The organism is Mycobacterium sp. Aquia_216, from assembly GCF_026723865.1.
In the GTDB taxonomy this organism is placed as follows: domain Bacteria; phylum Actinomycetota; class Actinomycetes; order Mycobacteriales; family Mycobacteriaceae; genus Mycobacterium.
Genome location: NZ_CP113529.1, coordinates 1,562,515 through 1,582,257, shown reverse-complemented (window position 1 = coordinate 1,582,257; position 19,743 = coordinate 1,562,515). Strand labels below are relative to the sequence as shown.

Sequence of the window (19,743 nt, the reverse complement as noted above, 5' to 3'; positions counted from 1 at the left end):
CCCATGCTAGCTTGATTTTTACGGAATCATGACACTTTTACAGTAAATATTATGGTACATATTGCCTGTCACTGTAAAAAGTATTGAGGATGATGGTGCTGCGGGTCTGCACGTTGGCCGCTGTCCGGATCCTTTGCAGCAGGTCCTCGAGCGTCCGGGCGGACGCGACGCGCACCAGCAGGACGTAACTCTCCTCGCCGGCCACCGAGTGGCACGCCTCGATCTCCTCGATGTGCGCCAGGCGGGCGGGCGCATCATCGGGTTGGGAAGGATCAAGAGGAGTGATTGCCACGAACGCCGAGAGCAGGTGCCCGACCGCCTCCGGGTTGATTCGCGCGGAATACCCCGAGACCACACCGCGGGCCTCCAACCGGCGCACCCGGGACTGGACCGCCGAGACGGATAGCCCGGCGCTGCCGGCCAGCTCCGCCAGCGTCGCGCGTCCGTCCGCGACCAGCTGGCGCATCAGGATCCGGTCGATGTCGTCGAGCGACTCACTCATGGGCGGGAATTATCCATGAGCCGCCCCAGAAGGCTCGTGACCTGGCAGCTTCGCGAGCGCTTCGCGGCCGGGCTCTCGGCCATGTACGCCGGCGAGGTGCCCGCCTACGGCACCCTCGTCGAGGTCAGTGAGCAGGTCAACTCCGATTACGTGGCACGCCGTCCGGGCGCCGAACGGTTGGGTTCGTTGCAGCGGGTCACCGCCGAGCGGCACGGCGCCATCCGGGTGGGCGGCCCGGCCGAACTGGCTGCCGTCGCCGACTTGTTCGCGGCATTCGGCATGCTGCCGGTCGGGTACTACGACCTGCGTTCGGCGGCCTCGCCCGTTCCCGTGGTGTCGACGGCTTTTCGGCCGATCGAGGCAAACGAGCTGGCACACAATCCGTTTCGGGTGTTCACATCGATGCTGGCCACTCGCGATGGCCGCTATTTCGATTCCGACCTGCGGACCCGCGTCGAGACGTTCATCGCGCGCCGCCAGCTGTTCGACCCCGCGCTGCTCGATCGGGCCCGGCTCATCGCCGCCGAGGGCGCCTGCGACGCCGAGGAGGCCGACGCATTCGTCGCCGCCGCGGTGGCCGCGTTCGCGCTGTCGCGCGAACCGATCAACAGATCCTGGTACGACGAGTTGTCGCGGGTGTCCGCGGTGGCCGCCGACATCGCCGGCGTGTGTTCCACCCACATCAACCACCTGACGCCACGCGTCCTCGACATCGACGACCTGTACCAGCGCATGAGCGGGCGCGGCATCACGATGATCGACGCCATCCAAGGCCCGCCCCGCACCGAGGGGCCCGCAGTGTTGTTGCGCCAGACGTCGTTTCGCGCGCTCGCCGAGCCACGTCTGTTTCGCGGCCGGGACGGCACTGTGAGCGCGGGCAGCCTGCGGGTCCGCTTCGGCGAGGTCGAGGCGCGCGGTGTCGCACTGACTCCGCGTGGGCGCCGGCATTACGACGCGGCCATGGCATCCGGCGATCCCGCCCGGGTCTGGGACGACTACTTCCCGTCGACCGACGCAGAGATGGCCACCGCGGGACTGGCCTACTACCGCGCTGGCGACCCGGCCGCACCCGTCGTCTACGAAGACTTCTTGCCGGCCTCGGCGGCGGGCATCTTCCGGTCCAACCTGGACCACGACGGGTCCGAAATCGGGAACGCCGGCGACGATTCCGGCTACGACGCCGAGTGGCTGGCCGGCGCGATCGGCCACCATATCCATGACCCCTACGTTCTCTATGAGGAGGCATCGGCGTGACGACCCATGATGAGTTGCGGAACCGGGTGCTCAAGGCCTTCGAAGCCATCGGCGCCGGAGTCAGCCTTGGCGACCCCGGCGGCCCTGGCCTGGCGGCCGGCACGCCGATCACCGGTGAGGTGCTCTTCACCGTCGCGCCCAGCTCATCCGAGCAGGCCGACCGCACGATCACCGCGGCCGCCGAGGCGTTTACGACGTGGCGAAACACCCCGGCCCCGGTGCGGGGCGCGCTGGTGGCCCGCCTCGGCGAGCTGCTCGCCGAACACAAGAACGAGCTGGCGACGTTGGTGACGTGCGAGGTCGGCAAGATCACCTCCGAGGCCCTGGGCGAAGTGCAGGAAATGATCGACATCTGCCAGTTCGCGGTCGGCCTGTCGCGCCAGCTCTACGGCCGGACCATCGCCTCCGAGCGCCCCGGTCACCGGCTGGCCGAGACCTGGCATCCGCTGGGCGTGGTCGGGGTGATCAGTGCGTTCAACTTCCCGGTGGCGGTCTGGGCGTGGAACAGCGCGGTGGCGCTGGTGTGCGGGGATACGGTGGTGTGGAAGCCCTCGGAACTGACGCCGTTGACGGCGTTGGCCTGTCAGGCGCTGATCGGGCGGGCCGCGGCCGACGTCGGTGCGCCGCCCGCGGTGAGCGGGCTGCTGCTGGGCGATCGCGACCTGGGCGAGCGGCTGGTCGACGACCCTCGGATCGCGCTGTTGTCCGCGACCGGTTCGGTGCGGATGGGCCGGCAGGTCGGTCCGCGGGTGGCCGCGCGCTTCGGGCGGTCGCTGCTGGAGCTGGGCGGCAACAATGCGGCGATCGTGACGCCGGCAGCCGACCTGGAGCTGGCGGTGCGCGCCATCGTCTTCGCCGCCGCCGGCACCGCCGGTCAGCGCTGCACCAGCCTGCGCCGGCTGATCGTGCATCGTTCGGTGGCCGACTCGGTCGTAGAGCGGGTGGCGTCCGCTTATCGGCAGTTGCCCATCGGCGACCCGTCGGCGCCCGGCACGCTGATCGGGCCGCTGATTCACGAGACCGCCTACCGCGACATGGTCGGGGCGCTGGAGCAGGCCCGCGCCGAGGGCGGCGAGGTGATCGGCGGCGACCGTCAGCAGGTCGGCGACCCGGGCGCGTACTACGTCGCGCCGGCCGTGGTGCGAATGCCCGCACAGAGCGACATCGTGGCGGCCGAAACGTTTGCGCCGATCCTCTACGTGCTGACCTACGACGAGCTGGACGAGGCGATCGCCCTCAACAACGGCGTGCCGCAAGGGCTCTCGTCGGCCATCTTCAGCACCGACCTGCGCGAGGCCGAACGCTTCCTGAACGGGTCGGACTGCGGTATCGCCAACGTCAATATCGGCACGTCGGGCGCCGAAATCGGGGGTGCCTTCGGCGGCGAGAAGCAGACCGGCGGTGGTAGGGAATCCGGTTCGGACGCGTGGAGGGCCTACATGCGACGCGCCACCAACACCGTCAATTACTCCAGCGAGCTGCCGCTGGCACAGGGCGTGGAGTTCGGATAAACGCAGTCTGAATTGTGGCCTGCCCTTCGTGGGTACTATCTGACACATGCCAACGGCTAGGAGGCGGTTGTCCCCTGAGGATCGACGCGCCGAACTGCTTGCGTTAGGGGCGGAAGTCTTCGGGAAGCGACCCTACGACGAGGTCCGCATCGACGAGATCGCCGAGCGCGCCGGCGTCTCCCGGGCCTTGATGTACCACTACTTCCCCGACAAACGAGCGTTCTTCGCCGCGGTGGTCAAGGACGAGGCCGACCGGCTCTACGAGTCCACTAATAAAGAGCCCGTCACCGGCCTGACGATGTTCGAAGAGGCGCGGATGGGTGTGCTGGCCTACATGGCCTACCACGAGCAGAACCCGGAAGCCGCGTGGGCCGCCTACGTCGGCCTGGGCCGGTCCGACCCGGTCCTGCTCGGCGTCGAGGACGACGCGAAAAACCGCCAGCTGGAGCTCATCATGACCCGGATCGGCGAGGTCGTCGCCAAGGTTCCCGGGCAAAAGGCGCTGCACGCGGATGTCGAGCGAGACCTGCGGGTGATCCTCAACGGATGGCTGGCCTTCACCTTCGAGCTGTGCCGGCAGCGCATCATGGATCCCACGACCAGCGCCGAGCGCCTGGCCGACGCGTGCGCGCACACGCTGCTGGACGCGATCACCCGGGTGCCCGAGATCCCCGATGAGCTCGCCCACGCGATGGCGACCGCCCGTCACCAACCGCAGTAACGACGCTTTTGTCGGTGTCTGTTGGCACCATGACTAGGTGAGCACCGAAGCACTCGAGAAGTTCAGCGCGATCACCCGCGAGTGGTTCAGCAGCACCTTCCCCGCACCGACCACCGCGCAGGCGGCGGCCTGGGACGCCATCGCCGACGGCAACAACACGCTGGTCATCGCGCCGACCGGATCCGGCAAGACCCTGGCGGCCTTTCTGTGGGCCCTGGATTCCTTGGCCAAACCCGCTCCCTCGGCCGAAAGGCCGGCCGGCCGCACGCGGGTGCTCTACGTGTCACCGCTCAAGGCGCTCGCGGTCGACGTCGAGCGCAACCTGCGCACCCCGCTGGCCGGGCTGACCAGAATCGCCGAGCGCCATGGTCTGCCCGCCCCCGACATCAGCGTCGGGGTCCGTTCGGGTGACACCCCGCCCGCGCGCCGGCGCCAGCTCATCACCTCGCCGCCCGACGTGCTGATCACCACCCCCGAGTCGCTGTTTTTGATGCTGACCTCCGCCGCGCGCGAAACCCTGGCCGGCGTCCAGACGGTGATCGTCGACGAGGTGCACGCCATCGCGGCCGGCAAGCGCGGCGCACACCTGGCTCTGTCGCTGGAGCGCCTCGACGACCTGCGGGACGGACCGCCCGCCCAGCGCATCGGATTGTCGGCGACGGTGCGTCCGCCCGAGGAACTCGCACGGTTCCTGTCCGGGCCCGCCCCGACCACGATCGTGAATCCGCCGTCGGCCAAGTCGTTCCAGCTCACCGTGCAGGTGCCGGTGCCCGACATGGCCAACCTGACCGACAACACCATCTGGCCCGATGTCGAGGCCCGCCTGGTCGACCTGATCGAAGCGCACCGCTCGACCATCGTATTCGCCAACTCGCGCCGGCTAGCCGAGCGACTTACCGCACGGCTCAACGAGATTCACGCCGAACGTTGCGGTGTCGAACTGGCGACCCCGGATAATCAGAGGGCCAACCGGAAGGTGCCCGGCGGGGCGCCGGCGCACATCATGGGCAGCGGCCAGACCTACGGTGCCGATCCGGTACTGGCGCGCGCGCACCACGGTTCGGTCAGCAAGGAGCAGCGCGCTCTGGTCGAAGACGACCTCAAACGCGGACTACTCAAGGCGGTGGTGGCCACGTCGAGCCTGGAACTGGGCATCGACATGGGCGCCGTCGACCTGGTGATCCAGGTGGAGGCACCGCCCTCGGTGGCCAGCGGCCTGCAACGAATCGGGCGGTCCGGCCATCAGGTCGGGGAGGTCTCGCAGGGGGTGCTGTTCCCCAAGCACCGCACCGACCTGATCAGCTGCGCGGTCACCGTGCAACGGATGCTGGCCGGCCAGATCGAGACGATGCGGGTGCCCGCCAACCCGCTCGACATCCTGGCGCAGCAGACCGTCGCGGCCGCCGCGCTGGAACCGCTGGACGCCGACCGGTGGTTCGACACGGTGCGCCGGGCTGCCCCGTTCGCGACCCTGCCGCGCAGCGTGTTCGAGGCCACCCTGGACCTGTTGAGCGGCAAGTACCCGTCCACCGAATTCGCCGAGCTGCGGCCGCGGCTGGTCTATGACCGCGACAGCGGAACGCTGACCGCCCGGCCCGGGGCGCAACGGCTGGCCGTCACCTCCGGCGGCGCGATCCCCGACCGCGGGATGTTCACCGTCTACCTGGCCAGCGAGGCCGAAAAGCCTTCTCGGGTAGGCGAACTCGACGAGGAAATGGTCTACGAGTCGCGTCCCGGTGACGTCATCTCATTGGGCGCGACCAGCTGGCGGATCACCGAGATCACCCACGACCGGGTGCTGGTGATTCCCGCGCCGGGCCTGCCGGCCCGGCTGCCGTTCTGGCACGGCGACGGCGTTGGTCGCCCGGCCGAGCTCGGCGCCGCACTGGGCGCGTTCACCGGCGAGCTGGCCGGCCTGGATCGCGAAGAATTCGGAAAACGTTGCGCTGCATTGGGTTTCAACGACTATGCGACCGATAATCTGTGGGTGTTGCTCGACGACCAACGGGCCGCCACCGGGACGGTGCCCACCGATACCACGCTGCTGGTCGAGCGATTCCGCGACGAGCTGGGCGACTGGCGGGTGATCCTGCACTCGCCGTACGGGCTGCGGGTGCATGGACCGCTCGCGCTGGCGGTGGGCCGGCGGTTGGCCGAACGCTATGGCATCGACGAAAAGCCGACCGCCTCCGACGACGGCATCGTCGTGCATTTGCCCGATACGTGCGAGGAAACTCCGCCCGGCGCAGAGCTTTTCGTCTTCGACGCCGACGAGATCGATCCGATCGTCACCGCGGAAGTGGGCGGCTCGGCGTTGTTCGCGTCCCGGTTCCGGGAATGCGCGGCGCGGGCACTGCTGCTGCCCCGCCGGCACCCGGGCCGGCGCTCGCCGCTGTGGCACCAGCGCCAGCGCGCGGCCCAATTGCTGGAAGTGGCCCGCAAATACCCCGACTTCCCGATCGTGCTGGAGACCGTCCGGGAATGCCTGCAGGACGTCTACGACGTGCCGGCGCTGGTCGATGTGATGACCGGTATCGCGGCGCGCCGGGTGCGGGTGCTCGAGGCCGAAACGGCCACGCCGTCCCCGTTCGCGGCGTCGCTGTTGTTCGGCTACGTCGGCGCCTTCATGTACGAGGGCGATTCCCCGCTTGCCGAGCGCCGCGCCGCGGCCCTGTCGCTGGACAGCACGCTGCTGGCCGAGCTGCTCGGGCGCGTTGAACTCCGTGAATTACTTGATGCCGAGGTTGTGGCCGCGACCGGTCGGCAGTTGCAGCATCTGTCCGCCGACCGGGCTGCCCGCGATGCCGAGGCGGTCGCGGACCTGCTGCGGCTGCTGGGCCCGCTGACCGAAGACGAGGTCGCCGCGCGGGCCGATGTCGCCGACGGCATCGATATTGGCGGCTGGCTGGAAGGCTTGCGCGCCGCCCGGCGCGCGCTGACCGTATCGTTCGCCGGCCGCAGCTGGTGGGTGGCCATCGAGGACATCGGCCGGCTGCGCGACGGGGTCGGCGTGGCCGTCCCGCTCGGCGTCCCGGCCACGTTCACCGAGCAGGTGGCCGATCCGCTGGGCGAGCTGCTGGGCCGCTATGCGCGTACCCGCACACCGTTCAGCACGGCCGAGGCCGCCGCCCGGTTCGGCCTGGGGTTACGGGTGACCGCCGACGTGCTGAGCCGGCTGGCCGGCGACGGCCGACTGGTGCGGGGCGATTTCGTGGCTCCCGAAGCCGTGTCCGTAGGTGTCGGCGGCGAGCAATGGTGTGACGCCGACGTGTTGCGGATTCTGCGGCGGCGTTCCCTGGCTGCGCTGCGCGCCCAGGTCGAGCCGGTCAGCACGGCCGCCTACGGGCGGTTCCTGCCGGCCTGGCACCACCTGGGCACCGCCAGCGGCACCGACGGGCTGATGTCCGTCATCGATCAGCTGGCCGGCGTCCGGATACCGGCATCGGCGCTCGAGCCGCTGGTGCTGGCACCGCGGGTCCGCGACTATGCACCGGCCATGCTTGATGAGCTGCTCGCGGCCGGGGAGGTCACATGGTCGGGCGCCGGCTCGATCTCGGGCAGTGACGGGTGGATCGCGCTGCACGCCAGCGATTCCGCCCCGTTGACCCTGGTGGCCCCCGACGAGATCGACTTCACCGAGGCCCATCGGGCGATCCTGGAAACGCTGGGCGGTGGCGGCGCGTACTTCTTTCGGCAGCTCACCCGGGACGGGATCACCGAAACAGCCCTCAAAGATGCCCTGTGGGAACTGATCTGGGCCGGTTGGATCACCGGCGACACGTTCGCGCCGGTACGGGCGCTGCTGACGGGCACCGGCGCCCGCAAGCGTTCCGCCCCCGCCCATCGGACCCGCCGGCCGCCACGGCTGAGCCGCTACAGCGTCGCGCATCCCCAGGCTCGAACCACCGACCCCGCGGTGGCGGGCCGCTGGTCGGCGCTGCCGGCCCCGGAACCCGAATCCACCCTGCGCGCCCACTACCAAGCCGAGCTGCTGCTCAACCGGCATGGCGTCCTGACCAGAGGCGCGGTGACGGCGGAGAATGTGCCGGGCGGATTCGCCACCTTCTATAAGGTGCTGAGCACCTTCGAAGAGGCCGGCAGGTGCCAGCGTGGGTACTTCGTGGAGTCGCTGGGCGGCGCCCAATTCGCCGTCGCCTCGACCGTCGATCGGCTCCGCAGTTACCTCGACGGGATCGACCCGGAGCGCCCCGAATACCGGGCGGTCGTGCTGGCCGCCGCCGACCCGGCGAACCCGTACGGTGCCGCGTTGCCCTGGCCCGCGACGGACGCGGCACGCCCCGGCCGCAAGGCCGGCGCCCTGGTCGTACTGGTCGACGGCGACCTGGCCTGGTTCCTCGAGCGGGGCGGACGATCGTTGCTGACGTTCACCGACGATCCCGGCGCCGACCATGCGGCGGCTCAGGGACTGGCCGACCTGGTCACCGCCCGGCGCGTCGAGTCGATCCTGGTCGAGCGGATCAACGGGGTGCCGGCGCTGCAGCCGCTGGCCGGCGGGCCGAGTCCCGTGGCCGAGGCGCTGTCCGAAGCCGGCTTCGCCCGCACCCCACGCGGAATGCGGCTGCGGTGAGGATGCCGAAGAACCATGCCCGAGGGTGACACCGTCTGGCATACCGCGGCCACGCTGGCCGAGCACCTGGCCGGGCAGACGCTGACCCGCTGCGACATCCGGGTGCCGCGATTCGCCACCGTCGACCTCACCGGCAACGTGGTCGACGAGGTGCTCAGCCGGGGCAAGCACCTGTTCATCCGGGTGGGGCGGGCCAGTATTCACTCGCATCTGAAGATGGACGGCAGCTGGCGAGTCGGAAGACGCCCGGTGCGGTTAGATCACCGGGCCCGCATTGTCTTGGAAGCAAACGATATCCGTGCGGTCGGCGTGGACCTGGGAGTGCTCGAAATCCTCGACCGCGACCACGACGGCGAAGCGGTCGCGCACTTGGGGCCCGATCTGCTGGGCCCGGATTGGGATCCCCGGGTCGCCGCGGCCAACCTGATCGCACGCCCGGAGCGGCCGATCGCCGAGGCGTTGCTGGACCAGCGGGTGATGGCCGGGGTGGGAAACGTCTATTGCAACGAGTTGTGTTTCGTCAGCGGACATCTGCCGACCGCGCCGGTCAGCGCGGTCGGCGACCCGCATCGTTTGGTGTCGCTGGCCCGGGACATGCTGTGGGTCAATCGCTTCCGCTGGAACCGCTGCACCACCGGCGACACCCGGGCGGGGCGGCAGCTGTGGGTCTACGGCCGCGCCGGGCAACATTGCCGTCGCTGCGGCACGCGCATCAACGTCGACGACACCGGTGCGCGGGTGGCCTATTGGTGCCCGTCCTGTCAACGCTGAATTCCGAATTCTCGGCGAACTTTCGGAACATTTCGATTAACCACCCCGGGAATTCCTGCGGAACAAATGCGTCGGCTAGTCACGGGCATGCGCGAGGAAAAACTGCGCAATCGATTCCGATCCGTCCAGCGCGCGCGATGTCGGCCCGATCACCGCCTTCGGCAGATACTGCTTGCCGCCCGGCCAGGTGTGCCCGCCATTGTCGATCTGATAGAGAACCACCTCGGTGGACGCCGCACACGCCGTCGAATCGAATCGGTGCACGACGGTGCCGTCCCCGACGTTGGGCAATAACTCGACCACCGGGTCGCCCTGGCAGCCGTCGGCCGAACGCCATTTGTCCACCATGCTTTTGACCGAGATGGAGTGGCTCAGCCCACCGCGGCCGCGTACGTCCCCGCCTTTGAAACGCACCAACGGATCTCCGGTCCCGTGCGCCTCCCAGACCGAAACCGGTTGCGAGGGGTTGCATACCACCCCGATGCCCAGCGTGCCCGCGACCGGCGCGATCGCCGAAAAAACATCAGCGCGATCGCAAGCCAGCCGGTTGGACATGAAGCCGCCGTTGGACATTCCGGTGGCGAAGACGTGCCCGGGGGCGATGTTGTAGTCGTTGCGCAGCTTGTCGGCCAACGCGACCAGAAACCCCACGTCGTCGATGTGGCGGCGATCGGCCGGCGAGGCTCCCCTTCCGTCGGCCCAGCTCTTGTCATAACCGTCGGGATAGACCACCAGCAGTTTGTTGGCGTCGGCGACGGCATCGAACTCGGTCAGACCCCGCTGTCCCTTTCCGGTACCACCGCCTCCGTGCAGGCTGAGCACCAAGCCGACGGGATCGCCGGGCGGCACGTGCAATACATAGGTCCGGTCCATACCGCCGGACCGGAACGTCCCGGTCAGATCACGAGGCGTGGCCGCCGATACGGGTTGCACGCCACAGCCGACGAGACAGACCGCCAGCAGCGCCAGCGATAACCATCGTCCGTACGGCATGGGGTCAAATTACCGACCCGCTGTCCCCGCGCTGAAAACGGTCATGTTCAACTGTTCGCCCGAATTGCTCACGTTGGCAATGATCGCGATTTGAGCGATGATTACGGACGTGAAAATTGGCAAGCCCGGCTCCCTACACGTGCCGTCGGGCACCCGACTCGTAGTTGCGATGGCCGTCTCGCTTGGCGTGCTCGGCGCAGGCGTAGCCCCTGCCGCCCACGCCGACGCGAACGACGACAAATTCATCCAACTGCTGATCTCCGACGGCATCACTCACGACTCCGTCCCCGCTGCCATCGCGGCGGCCCGGAAGGTCTGCGAGTTCCTTGCGCAAGGCCAGACGCCCAACGAGGTCGTCATCGATGTGATGAACAGCAGTAGCCTGCCCGACTACGACGCGGGCTACTTCGTCGGCGCGGCCATCCGCGCCTACTGCCCGCAATACAAGCCGCCGCCGGAACCCCCGGCGCCCCCGGCACCCCCGCCGACGACCTAACGAAACAGCGTCGCAGCCCTAACGAAACCGCGAGCCGTCAACCTTTAACCTCCGCCTGAGTGTAATGTTTAACGCCAGGTAAACAAATGGAGGCTTAAAAATGATCACAAAGATAATTATCGGTAGCGCGGTCGTTCTGGGTGCCACCGTTGGGCTTGCCGCACCGGCCAGCGCCGACGTCGTGTTCAACCAATTTTCCTGTACCTGCGGGGCACCGCCCCCATTTGCCAGCCCACTGGCAGCGGATCGCATCAACCAGGGCATCAACGACGCCTTAACCCGTGTGCTGCCTGGCGATTGACGCTCAGCCCGGCGTACCCCTGGTACTGACGAACGTGCGGCGTGACCCGGTCAGCGGATCGTCGAACTCGATGCGCTGCGCCAGCAGTCGCAGCGGAGTGCTGAAGTCATCGGCGGGCACTTCAATAACCTTGGGGTACAACGGATCACCGATGATCGGCAGTCCCAGCGACGCCATGTGCACCCGCAACTGGTGGGTCCGCCCGGTGCGCGGCGTCAGCCGGTACAGGCCGTCGGGAGACAACAGTTCCACCAGCGTCTCCGCGTTGGGCACTCCGGGCTCGCAGACAGCTTGTAAGTGGCTGCGGTACTTGATGATTCGGCTTTGCACCAGGCGCGGCAGCACCAGGTCCGGATCGACCGCCGCGCGGGCCAGGTACGTCTTGCGGACCTCGCCCCGGGCGAACAGCGTCTGGTAGGCACCGCGCACCTCGCGCCGAGTGGTGAACAGCAGCACCCCGGCGGTCAGCCGGTCGAGCCGGTGCGCGGGGCTCAGCTGGGGCAGTCCCAGGTCCCGGCGCAGCCGCACCAGCGCGGTCTGTGCGACGTGGCTGCCCCGGGGCATCGTCGCCAGGAAATGCGGCTTGTCCACGACCACGATGTCGTCGTCGCGATAGAGCACCGGGATGTCGAACGGCACCCGCACTTCATCAGGAAGGTCCCGATACAGGTAGACGCTGGCGCCGGCGGGCAACACGCTCGCCTCGTCGATCACCACCCCGTCGGCGTCGACGACCTCTCCGGCCTGAACCTTGGCGCGGGCCTGCTCGCCGAACCGCGCGGTCAGCTCGGCCAGCACCGCCCCGCCCTGCAGCCGCACCCGCGCGGGCCCCAATCCGTCGCGCACCGGAAGCGGGGCGGGCCTCAATTGAGCGGGACCGGCTCGAGGATCTCGGCGCGCGCTTCTGGCGCGCTGGCCCGCAGCTCGTCTGCCGAGACGTCGTCGGGCTGAGCCTGCGAGAGGATCTCGGCCTCGACCCGCGCGGTGTAGTTGGCAACCTCACGATTGACGTCACCGGCGCTCCACCCCAGCACCGGAGCGACCAGCTCGGCGACCTCGCGAGCGCAGTCGACGCCGCGGTGCGGGTATTCGATCGAAATCCGCATCCGGCGGGCCAGAATGTCCTCGAGGTGCAGGGCACCCTCGGCTGCGGCGGCGTACACGGCCTCCACCTTCAGGTAGCCCGGCGCTTCCTTGATCGGGGTCAGCAGCTCGGGACGATCCGCCGCCAGCGCCAGCACGTCATCCATCAGCGAGCCGTAGCGGTCCAGCAGGTGACGGACCCGGTACGGGTGCAGGCCCACCAGCTCGCCCACGTGTTCGACCTGGTTGATCAGGGCGAAGTAGCCGTCGGCGCCCAGCAGGCCCACCTTTTCGGTGATCGACGGCGCGACCCGGGCCGGGACGAACTGCACGGCCGTGTCGATCGCGTCGGCGGCCATCACCCGGTAGGTGGTGTATTTGCCGCCCGCAATGGCCACCAGGCCGGGCGCGGGCACCGCGACGGCGTGCTCCCGGGACAGCTTGGAGGTTTCCTCGCTTTCCCCGGCCAGCAGCGGACGCAGGCCCGCGTACACGCCGTCGATGTCGGCATGCGTCAGCGGAGTGGCCAGCACGGCGTTCACGGTGGTCAGGATGTAGTCGATGTCGGCCTTGGTGGCCGCCGGGTGGGCCAGGTCGAGATTCCAGTCGGTGTCGGTGGTTCCGATGATCCAGTGGCTGCCCCACGGGATGATGAACATCACCGACTTCTCGGTGCGCAGGATGATCGCGGCATCGCTGACGATCCGGTCCCGCGGCACCACCACGTGCACGCCCTTGGACGCGCGCACCTGAAACCGCCCGCGCTGCTTGGACAGAGCCTGGATCTCGTCGGTCCACACCCCGGTCGCGTTGACCACGACGTGACCGCGAACCTCGGTGATCGAGCCGTCTTCGGAGTCGCGGACGCGCACCCCGATCACCCGGTCGCCCTCGCGCAGCAGCGCGACCGCCTGGGTGGAGCACCGCACGACGGCGCCGTAATGCGCGGCGGTGCGCGCGACCGTCATCGTGTGCCTGGCATCGTCGACGACGGTGTCGTAGTAACGGATCCCGCCGATCAGCGAGCTGCGCTTCAGGCCCGGACTCAACCGCAGCGCGCCGGCGCGCGTCAGATGCTTTTGCGCGGGAACGGATTTCGCGCCGCCGAGGCTGTCGTAGAGGAAGATGCCCGCCGCGGTGTAGGGACGCTCCCACCACCGATGGGTCAACGGGAACAAGAACGGGAGCGGTTTGACCAGATGCGGCGCCAACCTGGTCAGCGACAGCTCGCGCTCGTGCAGCGCCTCGCGTACCAGTCCGAACTCCAGTTGTTCGAGATAGCGCAACCCGCCGTGGAACATCTTCGACGAGCGGCTCGAGGTGCCGGAAGCGAAGTCACGCGCCTCGACCAGGGCGACCTTGAGGCCGCGAGTCGCGGCATCCAGCGCGCATCCGGAGCCCACCACCCCGCCGCCGATGACGACGACATCGAACTGCTCACTGCCCAGCCGCTCCCAAGCCGCCGCGCGTTGCTGCGGTCCCAAGTTGGAAACCGGATCATTCACGACAAAGGACTCCTCCCCTTGGCAAGGCTAGTCCAGATCGTCATGGGCCATCAGCCGCCGAGCGGCCTCGGTGATCGACCCGGACAACGACGGGTAGACGGCCAGCGTCTGCGCCAGCTCGTTGACGGTGATGCGGTTTTGCACGGCCACGGCGATCGGCAGGATCAGCTCGGAGGCGATCGGCGCCACCACCACGCCGCCGATGACGACGCCGGTGGACTTGCGGCAGAAGACCTTGACGAAGCCTTGCTGCAACCCGGACATCTTGGCGCGCGCGTTGGTCCGCAACGGCAGCATGATGGTCCGGGCCGGCACCGAGCCGTCGTCGATCATCGTCTGCGGCACCCCGACGGCGGCGATCTCGGGCCGGGTGAACACCGTCGAGGCGACCGTACGCAGCCGGATCGGGCTGACGCCCTCACCCAGCGCGTGATACATCGCGATCCGGCCCTGCATGGCGGCCACCGACGCCAGCAGCAGCAAGCCGGTGCAGTCGCCCGCGGCATAGATGCCCGGAACCGACGTCCGTGACACCCGGTCCACCTTCAGGTAGTCCCCAGGGCCCAGCTCGATGCCGACGCGTTCCAGGCCGAGACCGCTGGTGTTGGGCACCGATCCGATGGTCATCAGGGCGTGGCTGCCCTCGACGGTGCGGCCGTCGGTCATGGTGACCAGGACCCCGCTCTCGGTGCGAGTGACCGATTCCGCGCGGGCGTTCTTGATCAGCTCCACACCGCGTTCGGCGAACGCCTCCTCCAGCACCAGCGCGGCGTCGGCGTCCTCGTAGGGCAGCACCCGGTCCCGGCTGGCCGCCACCGTGACCGGCACGCCGAGCTCGGTGTAGGCGTGCACGAACTCGGCCCCGGTAACCCCCGAGCCCACCACGATCAGGTGCTCGGGCAACGCCTCCAGGTCGTAGAGCTGTCGCCAGGTCAGGATGCGCTCGCCGTCTGGCTGGGCCGACGGCAGTACCCGCGGGCTGGCGCCGGTGGCGATCAGGACGACATCGGCGTCGTGCTCGGTGACGACGGGGCCGTCGGGCCCCTCATCGGAATGGGTCACCTTGATGCGGTGCCGGGCCAGGCCGGGCGCGGAATCGCACAGCTCGCCGCGACCCGCGACCACATGCACACCCTCGGCGAGCAGCTGGGCGGTGATATCGGCCGACTGCTCGGCGGCCAGCGCCTTGACCCGTTTGTGGATCTGCGGCAGCGAGATCTTGGCGTCGTCGATGTCGATGTCGAAGCCCAGCCGGGGAGCGCGGCGCAGTTCGGTGCGCAGCCAGGTCGAGGCGATGAACGTCTTGGACGGCACGCAGTCATCCAGCACGGCCGCCCCGCCGATGCCCTCGGAGTCGATCACGGTGACGTCGGTGCTATCAGGGTGTCTAGAAGACAGGGTGGCGGCCACCAGCGCGGCTTCGTAACCGGCCGGGCCTCCACCGAGGATCACGATGCGGGTCACCACAGCCCTAACCTATCCAAGGACCATCGGAACCGCCGGATGAATACCGGGTGAGCGTCCGCCGTTTAAGCTTTCACCCGTGCCGCTCTACGCCGCCTATGGCTCGAACATGCATCCCGAGCAGATGCAGAAGCGTGCACCCCACTCGCCGATGGCCGGAACGGGCTGGTTGCACGGGTGGCGGCTGACCTTCGGCGGCGAAGACATCGGCTGGGAAGGCGCGCTGGCCAGCGTCGTCGAGGATCCCGATTCCAAGGTGTTCGTCGTGCTCTATGACATGACGCCGGCCGACGAGATGAGCCTGGACCATTGGGAGGGCTCCGAGTTCGGCATCCACAAGAAGATCCGATGCCGGGTGGAGCGCACGTCCTCCGACACCGACACCGATCCGGTGCTGGCCTGGCTCTACGTGGTCGACGCGTGGGAGGGCGGGCTGCCGTCGGCACGGTACCTGGGCGTCATGGCCGATGCCGCGGAAATAGCCGGCGCACCAGGGGAATACGTGCACGACCTGCGGACGCGGCCGGCCCGCAACATCGGCCCGGGGACTACGGCTTAAGTGTCGGTTTTCTCCCTACCGGTGGTCGCCGACGCCCTGGCGCGGTTGTTCGCCGTCGCGGTCGACCCGGCTCCAAAGGCCGCCGTGCGCTTCCCCGAACTGCAGGGACGAACCTCGAGCGCCAGCATCCCCACCCGGCACGGCCCGGCGTCAGCAACCGTCTACCACCCGCCGGCTGACATCGGCCGCCCGGCCGTCTACGTCAATGTGCATGGCGGCGGATTCGTGGTCGGACACCCTGAGCAGGACGATCCGTGGTGCCGCTACCTGGCCGCGCACGCGAATGTGGTGGTGATCAACCCCGATTACGTCCTGGCGCCGCGTCACCGCTTTCCCGCAGCACCGCACCAGATCTACGACATCGTGTGCTGGGCGGCCGACCCTGACCGCGACTGGGACGGCCGTCGGTTGTGCATCGGTGGACAAAGCGCGGGCGGCAATCTCAGCGCCGCGGCGGCCCGGCTGTCTTTGGAGAACTCCGGCCCCCGCATCGCTCTGCAGGTGCTGCACTATCCGCCCCTCGACCTCGTGACACCCACCCGCGATAAGCCGTCCACAGCAGGCTCGCGAGCGGTCATGAAACCGTGGATGGGCGAGGTCTTCGACACCGCCTACATACCCGACCCGGCACAGCGTCGCGACCGCCTCGCCTCTCCGGCGTGGGGCGATAACGCCGACCGAATCGACGGCATCGCGCCCGCACTGATCGTGACGGCCGAATACGATCGACTTCGCGACGAAGCCCGCAAATACGCCGAAAAGCTCGACGCCGCAGGAGCGTTGGCGGAGTACTACGAGGTGGCCGGTGTCGACCACGGCTACAACATCATGAGCCAGGCCGCCGACGTAACCCGCCGAACCTACGCCCGCATCGCAGAACACGTCGCGCGCGCGACGGGCTAAGTCGACGGGCTAAGTCTCGGAGAAGGCGGCCGACTGTTCGATGATGTTGACCATCACCCGCAGTCCCACCCCCAGCGCCCGCTCGTCGAGATCGAAATTCGGCTGGTGCAGGTCCAGCTGCGGGCCCTCACCCGGCCACACGCCCAGTCGCGCCATCGCGCCGGGGACCTCCTCCAGATACCAGGAGAAATCCTCACCGCCGCCGGACTGGCGGGTGTCGGCCAACGCATCGGGTCCGACGGCCTCGATCGCGTGGCTGAGGATGCGGGTCGAGGTCTCCTCGTTGACCACCGGGGGCACCCCACGCCGGTATTGCATCGTGTGCTCGATGCCCAGCGGCAGCAGCAGCGCGTCGACGGCCTGACGGATGATCTCCTCGAGCTCGAGCCAGGTGTGCCGGCTGGCGGTGCGCACTGTGCCGGACAGCTGGCCGTTCTGCGGAATGGCGTTGGCGGCCACACCGGCGTTGACCGCACCCCATACCAAGACGGTCCCGTTGCGTGGGTCCAGGCGCCGCGACAGCACCCCGGGCACCCCGGTGATCAGCGTGCCGAGCCCGTAGACCAGGTCTGAGGTCAGGTGTGGCCGCGAGGTGTGCCCACCCGGCGAGTACAGCGTGATGTTGATGTGGTCGGCCGCCGAGGTGATGGGCCCTTGCCGGACCGCGACTTTGCCGACCTCCAGCCGGGGGTCGCAATGCAGGGCGAAAATCCTGGACACCCCCGCCAGCGCTCCGGCCGCGATGGCGTCGATCGCGCCGCCGGGCATCAGCTCCTCGGCGGCCTGAAAGATCAACCGCACCCCGACCGGCAGTTCCGGCACCGCCGCCAGCGCCTGCGCGGTGCCCAGCAGGATCGCGGTGTGCGCGTCGTGCCCGCAGGCATGCGCGACGTTCGGCATGGTCGAGGCGTACGGCGCGCCGGTCCGCTCGGCCATCGGCAGCGCGTCCATGTCGGCGCGCAGCGCGATCCGGGGCTCGTGTTGGGGACCGAAGTCGCAGGTCAGCCCGGTGCCGCCGGGCAGCACCTTGGGATTGAGCCCCGCTTCGGCCAACCGCTCGGCGACGAACTGCGTGGTGGCGTATTCCTGCCGACCCAACTCCGGATAGCGATGGATGTGCCGGCGCCACTCGATCAGGTCGTCGTAGTGGGCGGCCAGCCACGATTCCGCGGCGTCAACCAGGCTCATGTCGCGGCCCGACGTTCCAACGCGGCCAATACCCGGTCACGTTCGGCGCTGTCCTGGGCGAGGTGGACGACCGTGCGCGCCAGCATGACCGCGCCCTCGACCACGGCTCGGTCGGCGCTCGGGCCGCCGGCGGCGGCGGCGAACGCGCGCTGATGCACGGTGGCACCGCCGGCGTCGACGCCGATCACCGGGTGGATCCCCGGCAGCACATGCGTGAGGTTGCCCATATCGGTGCTGCCCATCGGCAGCGCCTTCTCGTACTCGGGCGCCACCGGCTCGCGTCCGAGTCGGCGCATCTCCTCCCGGCATACTTCGGCCAGCCACTCGTCCGGCCTGAGCTCTGCGTATGCCGGTGATGGCGTGTTGATTTCGTATTCGCAGCCGGTACCCAGTGCGCCCGCGGCAAAGCACGCGAACATCCTGCCCTCCAACTCTCGCAGCGAGTCCACCTCGAAGGCCCGCATCGCGTACTGCAGCGTCGCGTGACCGGGGATGACATTGACCGCCTGCCCGCCGTTGGTGACGATCCCGTGGACCAGCTGCCCAGGCGCCAATTGCTGCCTTAGCAAGCCGATGGAGACCTGCGCGACGGTGACGGCGTCGGCGGCGTTGACGCCCAGATACGGAGCGACGGCGGCATGCGATTCTCTGCCCCGGTAGTCGACGACCACCTCGGACAAGGCGAGCGAGCGAGCGGCGGCGATGTCGGTCGGCCCGGGATGCAGCATCACCGCCGCCGCGACGTCGTCGAACGTTCCGGCCTCCAGCAGCAGCGCCTTGCCGCCGCCGGCCTCCTCGGCGGGGGTGCCGATCAGGGCAACGGTCAGGCCCAGCTCGTCGGCCACCTCGGCGAGCGCCAGCGCGGTTCCGACCGCCGACGCGGCGATGATGTTGTGGCCGCAGGCGTGTCCGATCCCGGGCAGGGCGTCGTACTCGGCGCAGACCCCGATCACCAGCGGTCCGCTGCCGAAGTCGGCGCGGAAGGCGGTGTCCAGGCCGCCGGCGGCAGAGGTCACCTCGAAGCCACGCTCGGCGACCAGGGCCTGCGTCTTGGCGCAGCTACGGTGCTCGGCGAAGGCCAGCTCAGGCTCGGCGTGGATTGTGTGCGACAGTTCGACAAGATCGACGCCACGACGCCGCACTGCGCTCTCGACGCTGTCCAATGCGGTGTTGGTGGCCATCCTCGCAGTATCTCACCGACCGAAGCCGCGGCTGACCGCCCCGGCCGCCGCTACACCCGTCCGGCGATGAAGCTCGCCGCCTGGCCGGGGTAGGGCGGTATCGAATAGTCGTGGTGCGCATCCCGGTCGCGACCGCCGACGACGCAGACCGGGTCACCGGGGCTGCACAGGTCGATGGCACGGCCGGCGAACTGCCCCGCCGTCGACAGGGGCGTGTTGAACCGGTTGCCGGGATTGCCGAACACCGCGACCGCCCTGATCTTGCTGGCCAGGCCGGGGTCCAGCGCCGGAGCCGACCCGAAGTCACCGATCGTGTTGCCCAGTGGCGGTACCCCGGCCAGCATCGAGACCGCGGCGGCGCCCTGCGAGAAGCCGCCGAGGATCAGGTGGGTGCCCGGGCACTGGTCGACCATCGCCGCGATGTGATCGCGGGCGTCGTTGGCGCCGTCGCCGGTGGTCAGGAAGTTGTAGCTGGCCGGATAGTTCACCGCGTAGTTGTCGAAGTTGCGTCCGCCCAGGACGGGCTGCAGCGCGGCGAACAACGCATCACCCACGACGCCCAGGCCGGGCGGCTCGTTGGTACCGCGGGCGAAGATCAGCTGAACGTCGGGACAGTCGGCCAGTGCCGTCGGCGCGGGGCCACTGACGAGCGCGGCCACCGAGACCGCCACAGCAACGACCACGCCGACAATCGGCCACCTACCAAAACTCATGCGGGAGATC

17 protein-coding genes are annotated in these 19,743 nt (G+C 68.8%); 9 read left to right on the top strand and 8 right to left on the bottom strand.

Going from position 1 to position 19,743, the window contains the following annotated elements:
- Nucleotides 1–49 precede the first annotated feature (49 nt).
- A complete protein-coding gene (locus OK015_RS07630) occupies nucleotides 50–502 on the bottom strand; it encodes an Lrp/AsnC family transcriptional regulator (RefSeq protein ID WP_268130430.1) in 453 nt (150 codons plus the stop codon).
- 15 nt (nucleotides 503–517) lie between these two features.
- Here OK015_RS07630 and hglS point away from each other — a divergent pair, with 15 nt between their 5' ends.
- Genes hglS through nei2 form a run of 5 tightly spaced genes read left to right on the top strand, consistent with a single transcriptional unit; the run spans nucleotide 518 to nucleotide 9,347 of the window.
- A complete protein-coding gene (hglS, locus tag OK015_RS07625) occupies nucleotides 518–1,756 on the top strand; it encodes a 2-oxoadipate dioxygenase/decarboxylase (RefSeq protein WP_268130428.1) in 1,239 nt (412 codons plus the stop codon).
- A complete protein-coding gene (amaB, locus tag OK015_RS07620) occupies nucleotides 1,753–3,267 on the top strand; it encodes an L-piperidine-6-carboxylate dehydrogenase (RefSeq protein WP_442791219.1) in 1,515 nt (504 codons plus the stop codon). The genes hglS and amaB overlap by 4 nt, the downstream gene beginning before the upstream one ends.
- Nucleotides 3,268–3,313: 46 nt before the next feature.
- Entirely contained in the window at nucleotides 3,314–3,988 is a 675-nt protein-coding gene (locus tag OK015_RS07615) for a TetR/AcrR family transcriptional regulator (protein ID WP_268130426.1), read from the top strand.
- A gap of 37 nt (nucleotides 3,989–4,025) precedes the next feature.
- Nucleotides 4,026–8,576, top strand: coding sequence for an ATP-dependent helicase (locus OK015_RS07610; RefSeq protein ID WP_268130424.1), 4,551 nt, complete (start codon nucleotides 4,026–4,028; stop codon nucleotides 8,574–8,576).
- Between the two features lie 15 nt (nucleotides 8,577–8,591).
- A complete protein-coding gene (gene nei2, locus OK015_RS07605) occupies nucleotides 8,592–9,347 on the top strand; it encodes an endonuclease VIII Nei2 (RefSeq protein ID WP_268130423.1) in 756 nt (251 codons plus the stop codon).
- A gap of 75 nt (nucleotides 9,348–9,422) precedes the next feature.
- Here the strand turns inward: nei2 and OK015_RS07600 are convergent, their stop codons facing one another.
- Nucleotides 9,423–10,340, bottom strand: coding sequence for an alpha/beta hydrolase family esterase (locus OK015_RS07600; RefSeq protein WP_268130421.1), 918 nt, complete (start codon nucleotides 10,338–10,340; stop codon nucleotides 9,423–9,425).
- A gap of 109 nt (nucleotides 10,341–10,449) precedes the next feature.
- On the opposite strand from OK015_RS07600, the gene OK015_RS07595 reads away from it, so the two are divergent.
- Together OK015_RS07595 and OK015_RS07590 are read left to right on the top strand one after the other, a co-directional pair.
- Entirely contained in the window at nucleotides 10,450–10,836 is a 387-nt protein-coding gene (locus OK015_RS07595; protein ID WP_268130419.1) for a DUF732 domain-containing protein, read from the top strand.
- Nucleotides 10,837–10,936: 100 nt separating this feature from the next.
- The gene (locus OK015_RS07590) at nucleotides 10,937–11,137 is read left to right on the top strand and encodes a hypothetical protein (RefSeq protein WP_268130417.1); all 201 of its coding nucleotides are present in this window, start codon (nucleotides 10,937–10,939) and stop codon (nucleotides 11,135–11,137) included.
- Nucleotides 11,138–11,140: 3 nt separating this feature from the next.
- On the opposite strand, the gene OK015_RS07585 is transcribed toward OK015_RS07590, so the two are convergent.
- The 3 genes from OK015_RS07585 to OK015_RS07575 are packed head-to-tail and all read right to left on the bottom strand — an operon-like array spanning nucleotide 11,141 to nucleotide 15,192.
- The gene (locus OK015_RS07585; RefSeq protein ID WP_268130416.1) at nucleotides 11,141–12,004 is read right to left on the bottom strand and encodes a pseudouridine synthase; all 864 of its coding nucleotides are present in this window, start codon (nucleotides 12,002–12,004) and stop codon (nucleotides 11,141–11,143) included.
- Complete coding sequence (locus OK015_RS07580) at nucleotides 12,001–13,725, bottom strand: glycerol-3-phosphate dehydrogenase/oxidase (protein ID WP_268130415.1); 1,725 nt, start codon at nucleotides 13,723–13,725, stop codon at nucleotides 12,001–12,003. Before OK015_RS07580 ends, OK015_RS07585 begins: the two co-directional genes overlap by 4 nt.
- A 27-nt stretch (nucleotides 13,726–13,752) precedes the next feature.
- Nucleotides 13,753–15,192 (bottom strand): NAD(P)H-quinone dehydrogenase, encoded by a 1,440-nt coding sequence (locus OK015_RS07575; RefSeq protein ID WP_268130414.1) that lies wholly within the window; start codon nucleotides 15,190–15,192, stop codon nucleotides 13,753–13,755.
- Nucleotides 15,193–15,268: 76 nt separating this feature from the next.
- On the opposite strand from OK015_RS07575, the gene OK015_RS07570 reads away from it, so the two are divergent.
- Both OK015_RS07570 and OK015_RS07565 read left to right on the top strand, forming a co-directional pair.
- Nucleotides 15,269–15,748, top strand: coding sequence for a gamma-glutamylcyclotransferase (locus OK015_RS07570; RefSeq protein ID WP_268130413.1), 480 nt, complete (start codon nucleotides 15,269–15,271; stop codon nucleotides 15,746–15,748).
- 84 nt (nucleotides 15,749–15,832) lie between these two features.
- Nucleotides 15,833–16,651: an alpha/beta hydrolase gene (locus tag OK015_RS07565; RefSeq protein ID WP_268132516.1), complete on the top strand. Its 819-nt coding sequence runs from the start codon at nucleotides 15,833–15,835 to the stop codon at nucleotides 16,649–16,651.
- Between the two features lie 9 nt (nucleotides 16,652–16,660).
- Here OK015_RS07565 and OK015_RS07560 read toward each other — a convergent pair whose 3' ends face one another.
- The 3 genes from OK015_RS07560 to OK015_RS07550 are packed head-to-tail and all read right to left on the bottom strand — an operon-like array spanning nucleotide 16,661 to nucleotide 19,733.
- Nucleotides 16,661–17,839, bottom strand: coding sequence for an amidohydrolase (locus tag OK015_RS07560; protein WP_268130412.1), 1,179 nt, complete (start codon nucleotides 17,837–17,839; stop codon nucleotides 16,661–16,663).
- On the bottom strand, nucleotides 17,836–19,020 hold the full coding sequence (locus OK015_RS07555) for a M20 family metallopeptidase (protein ID WP_268130410.1): 1,185 nt from the start codon (nucleotides 19,018–19,020) through the stop codon (nucleotides 17,836–17,838). Before OK015_RS07555 ends, OK015_RS07560 begins: the two co-directional genes overlap by 4 nt.
- 50 nt (nucleotides 19,021–19,070) lie before the next feature.
- Nucleotides 19,071–19,733 carry a cutinase family protein gene (locus OK015_RS07550; protein WP_268130408.1) on the bottom strand — a complete coding sequence of 221 codons (663 nt, stop codon included), beginning with the start codon at nucleotides 19,731–19,733 and terminating at the stop codon, nucleotides 19,071–19,073.
- Between the last annotated feature and the right edge of the window lie 10 nt (nucleotides 19,734–19,743).

Coding starts and splice junctions, on each gene's coding strand:
- OK015_RS07560 (WP_268130412.1), bottom strand. CDS start 17,839: ATGAGCCTGGTTGACGCCGCGGAATCGTGGCTGGCCGCCCACTACGAC.
- OK015_RS07590 (WP_268130417.1), top strand. CDS start 10,937: ATGATCACAAAGATAATTATCGGTAGCGCGGTCGTTCTGGGTGCCACC.
- OK015_RS07555 (WP_268130410.1), bottom strand. CDS start 19,020: ATGGCCACCAACACCGCATTGGACAGCGTCGAGAGCGCAGTGCGGCGT.
- OK015_RS07630 (WP_268130430.1), bottom strand. CDS start 502: ATGAGTGAGTCGCTCGACGACATCGACCGGATCCTGATGCGCCAGCTG.
- nei2 (WP_268130423.1), top strand. CDS start 8,592: ATGCCCGAGGGTGACACCGTCTGGCATACCGCGGCCACGCTGGCCGAG.
- OK015_RS07550 (WP_268130408.1), bottom strand. CDS start 19,733: ATGAGTTTTGGTAGGTGGCCGATTGTCGGCGTGGTCGTTGCTGTGGCG.
- OK015_RS07600 (WP_268130421.1), bottom strand. CDS start 10,340: ATGCCGTACGGACGATGGTTATCGCTGGCGCTGCTGGCGGTCTGTCTC.
- hglS (WP_268130428.1), top strand. CDS start 518: ATGAGCCGCCCCAGAAGGCTCGTGACCTGGCAGCTTCGCGAGCGCTTC.
- OK015_RS07615 (WP_268130426.1), top strand. CDS start 3,314: ATGCCAACGGCTAGGAGGCGGTTGTCCCCTGAGGATCGACGCGCCGAA.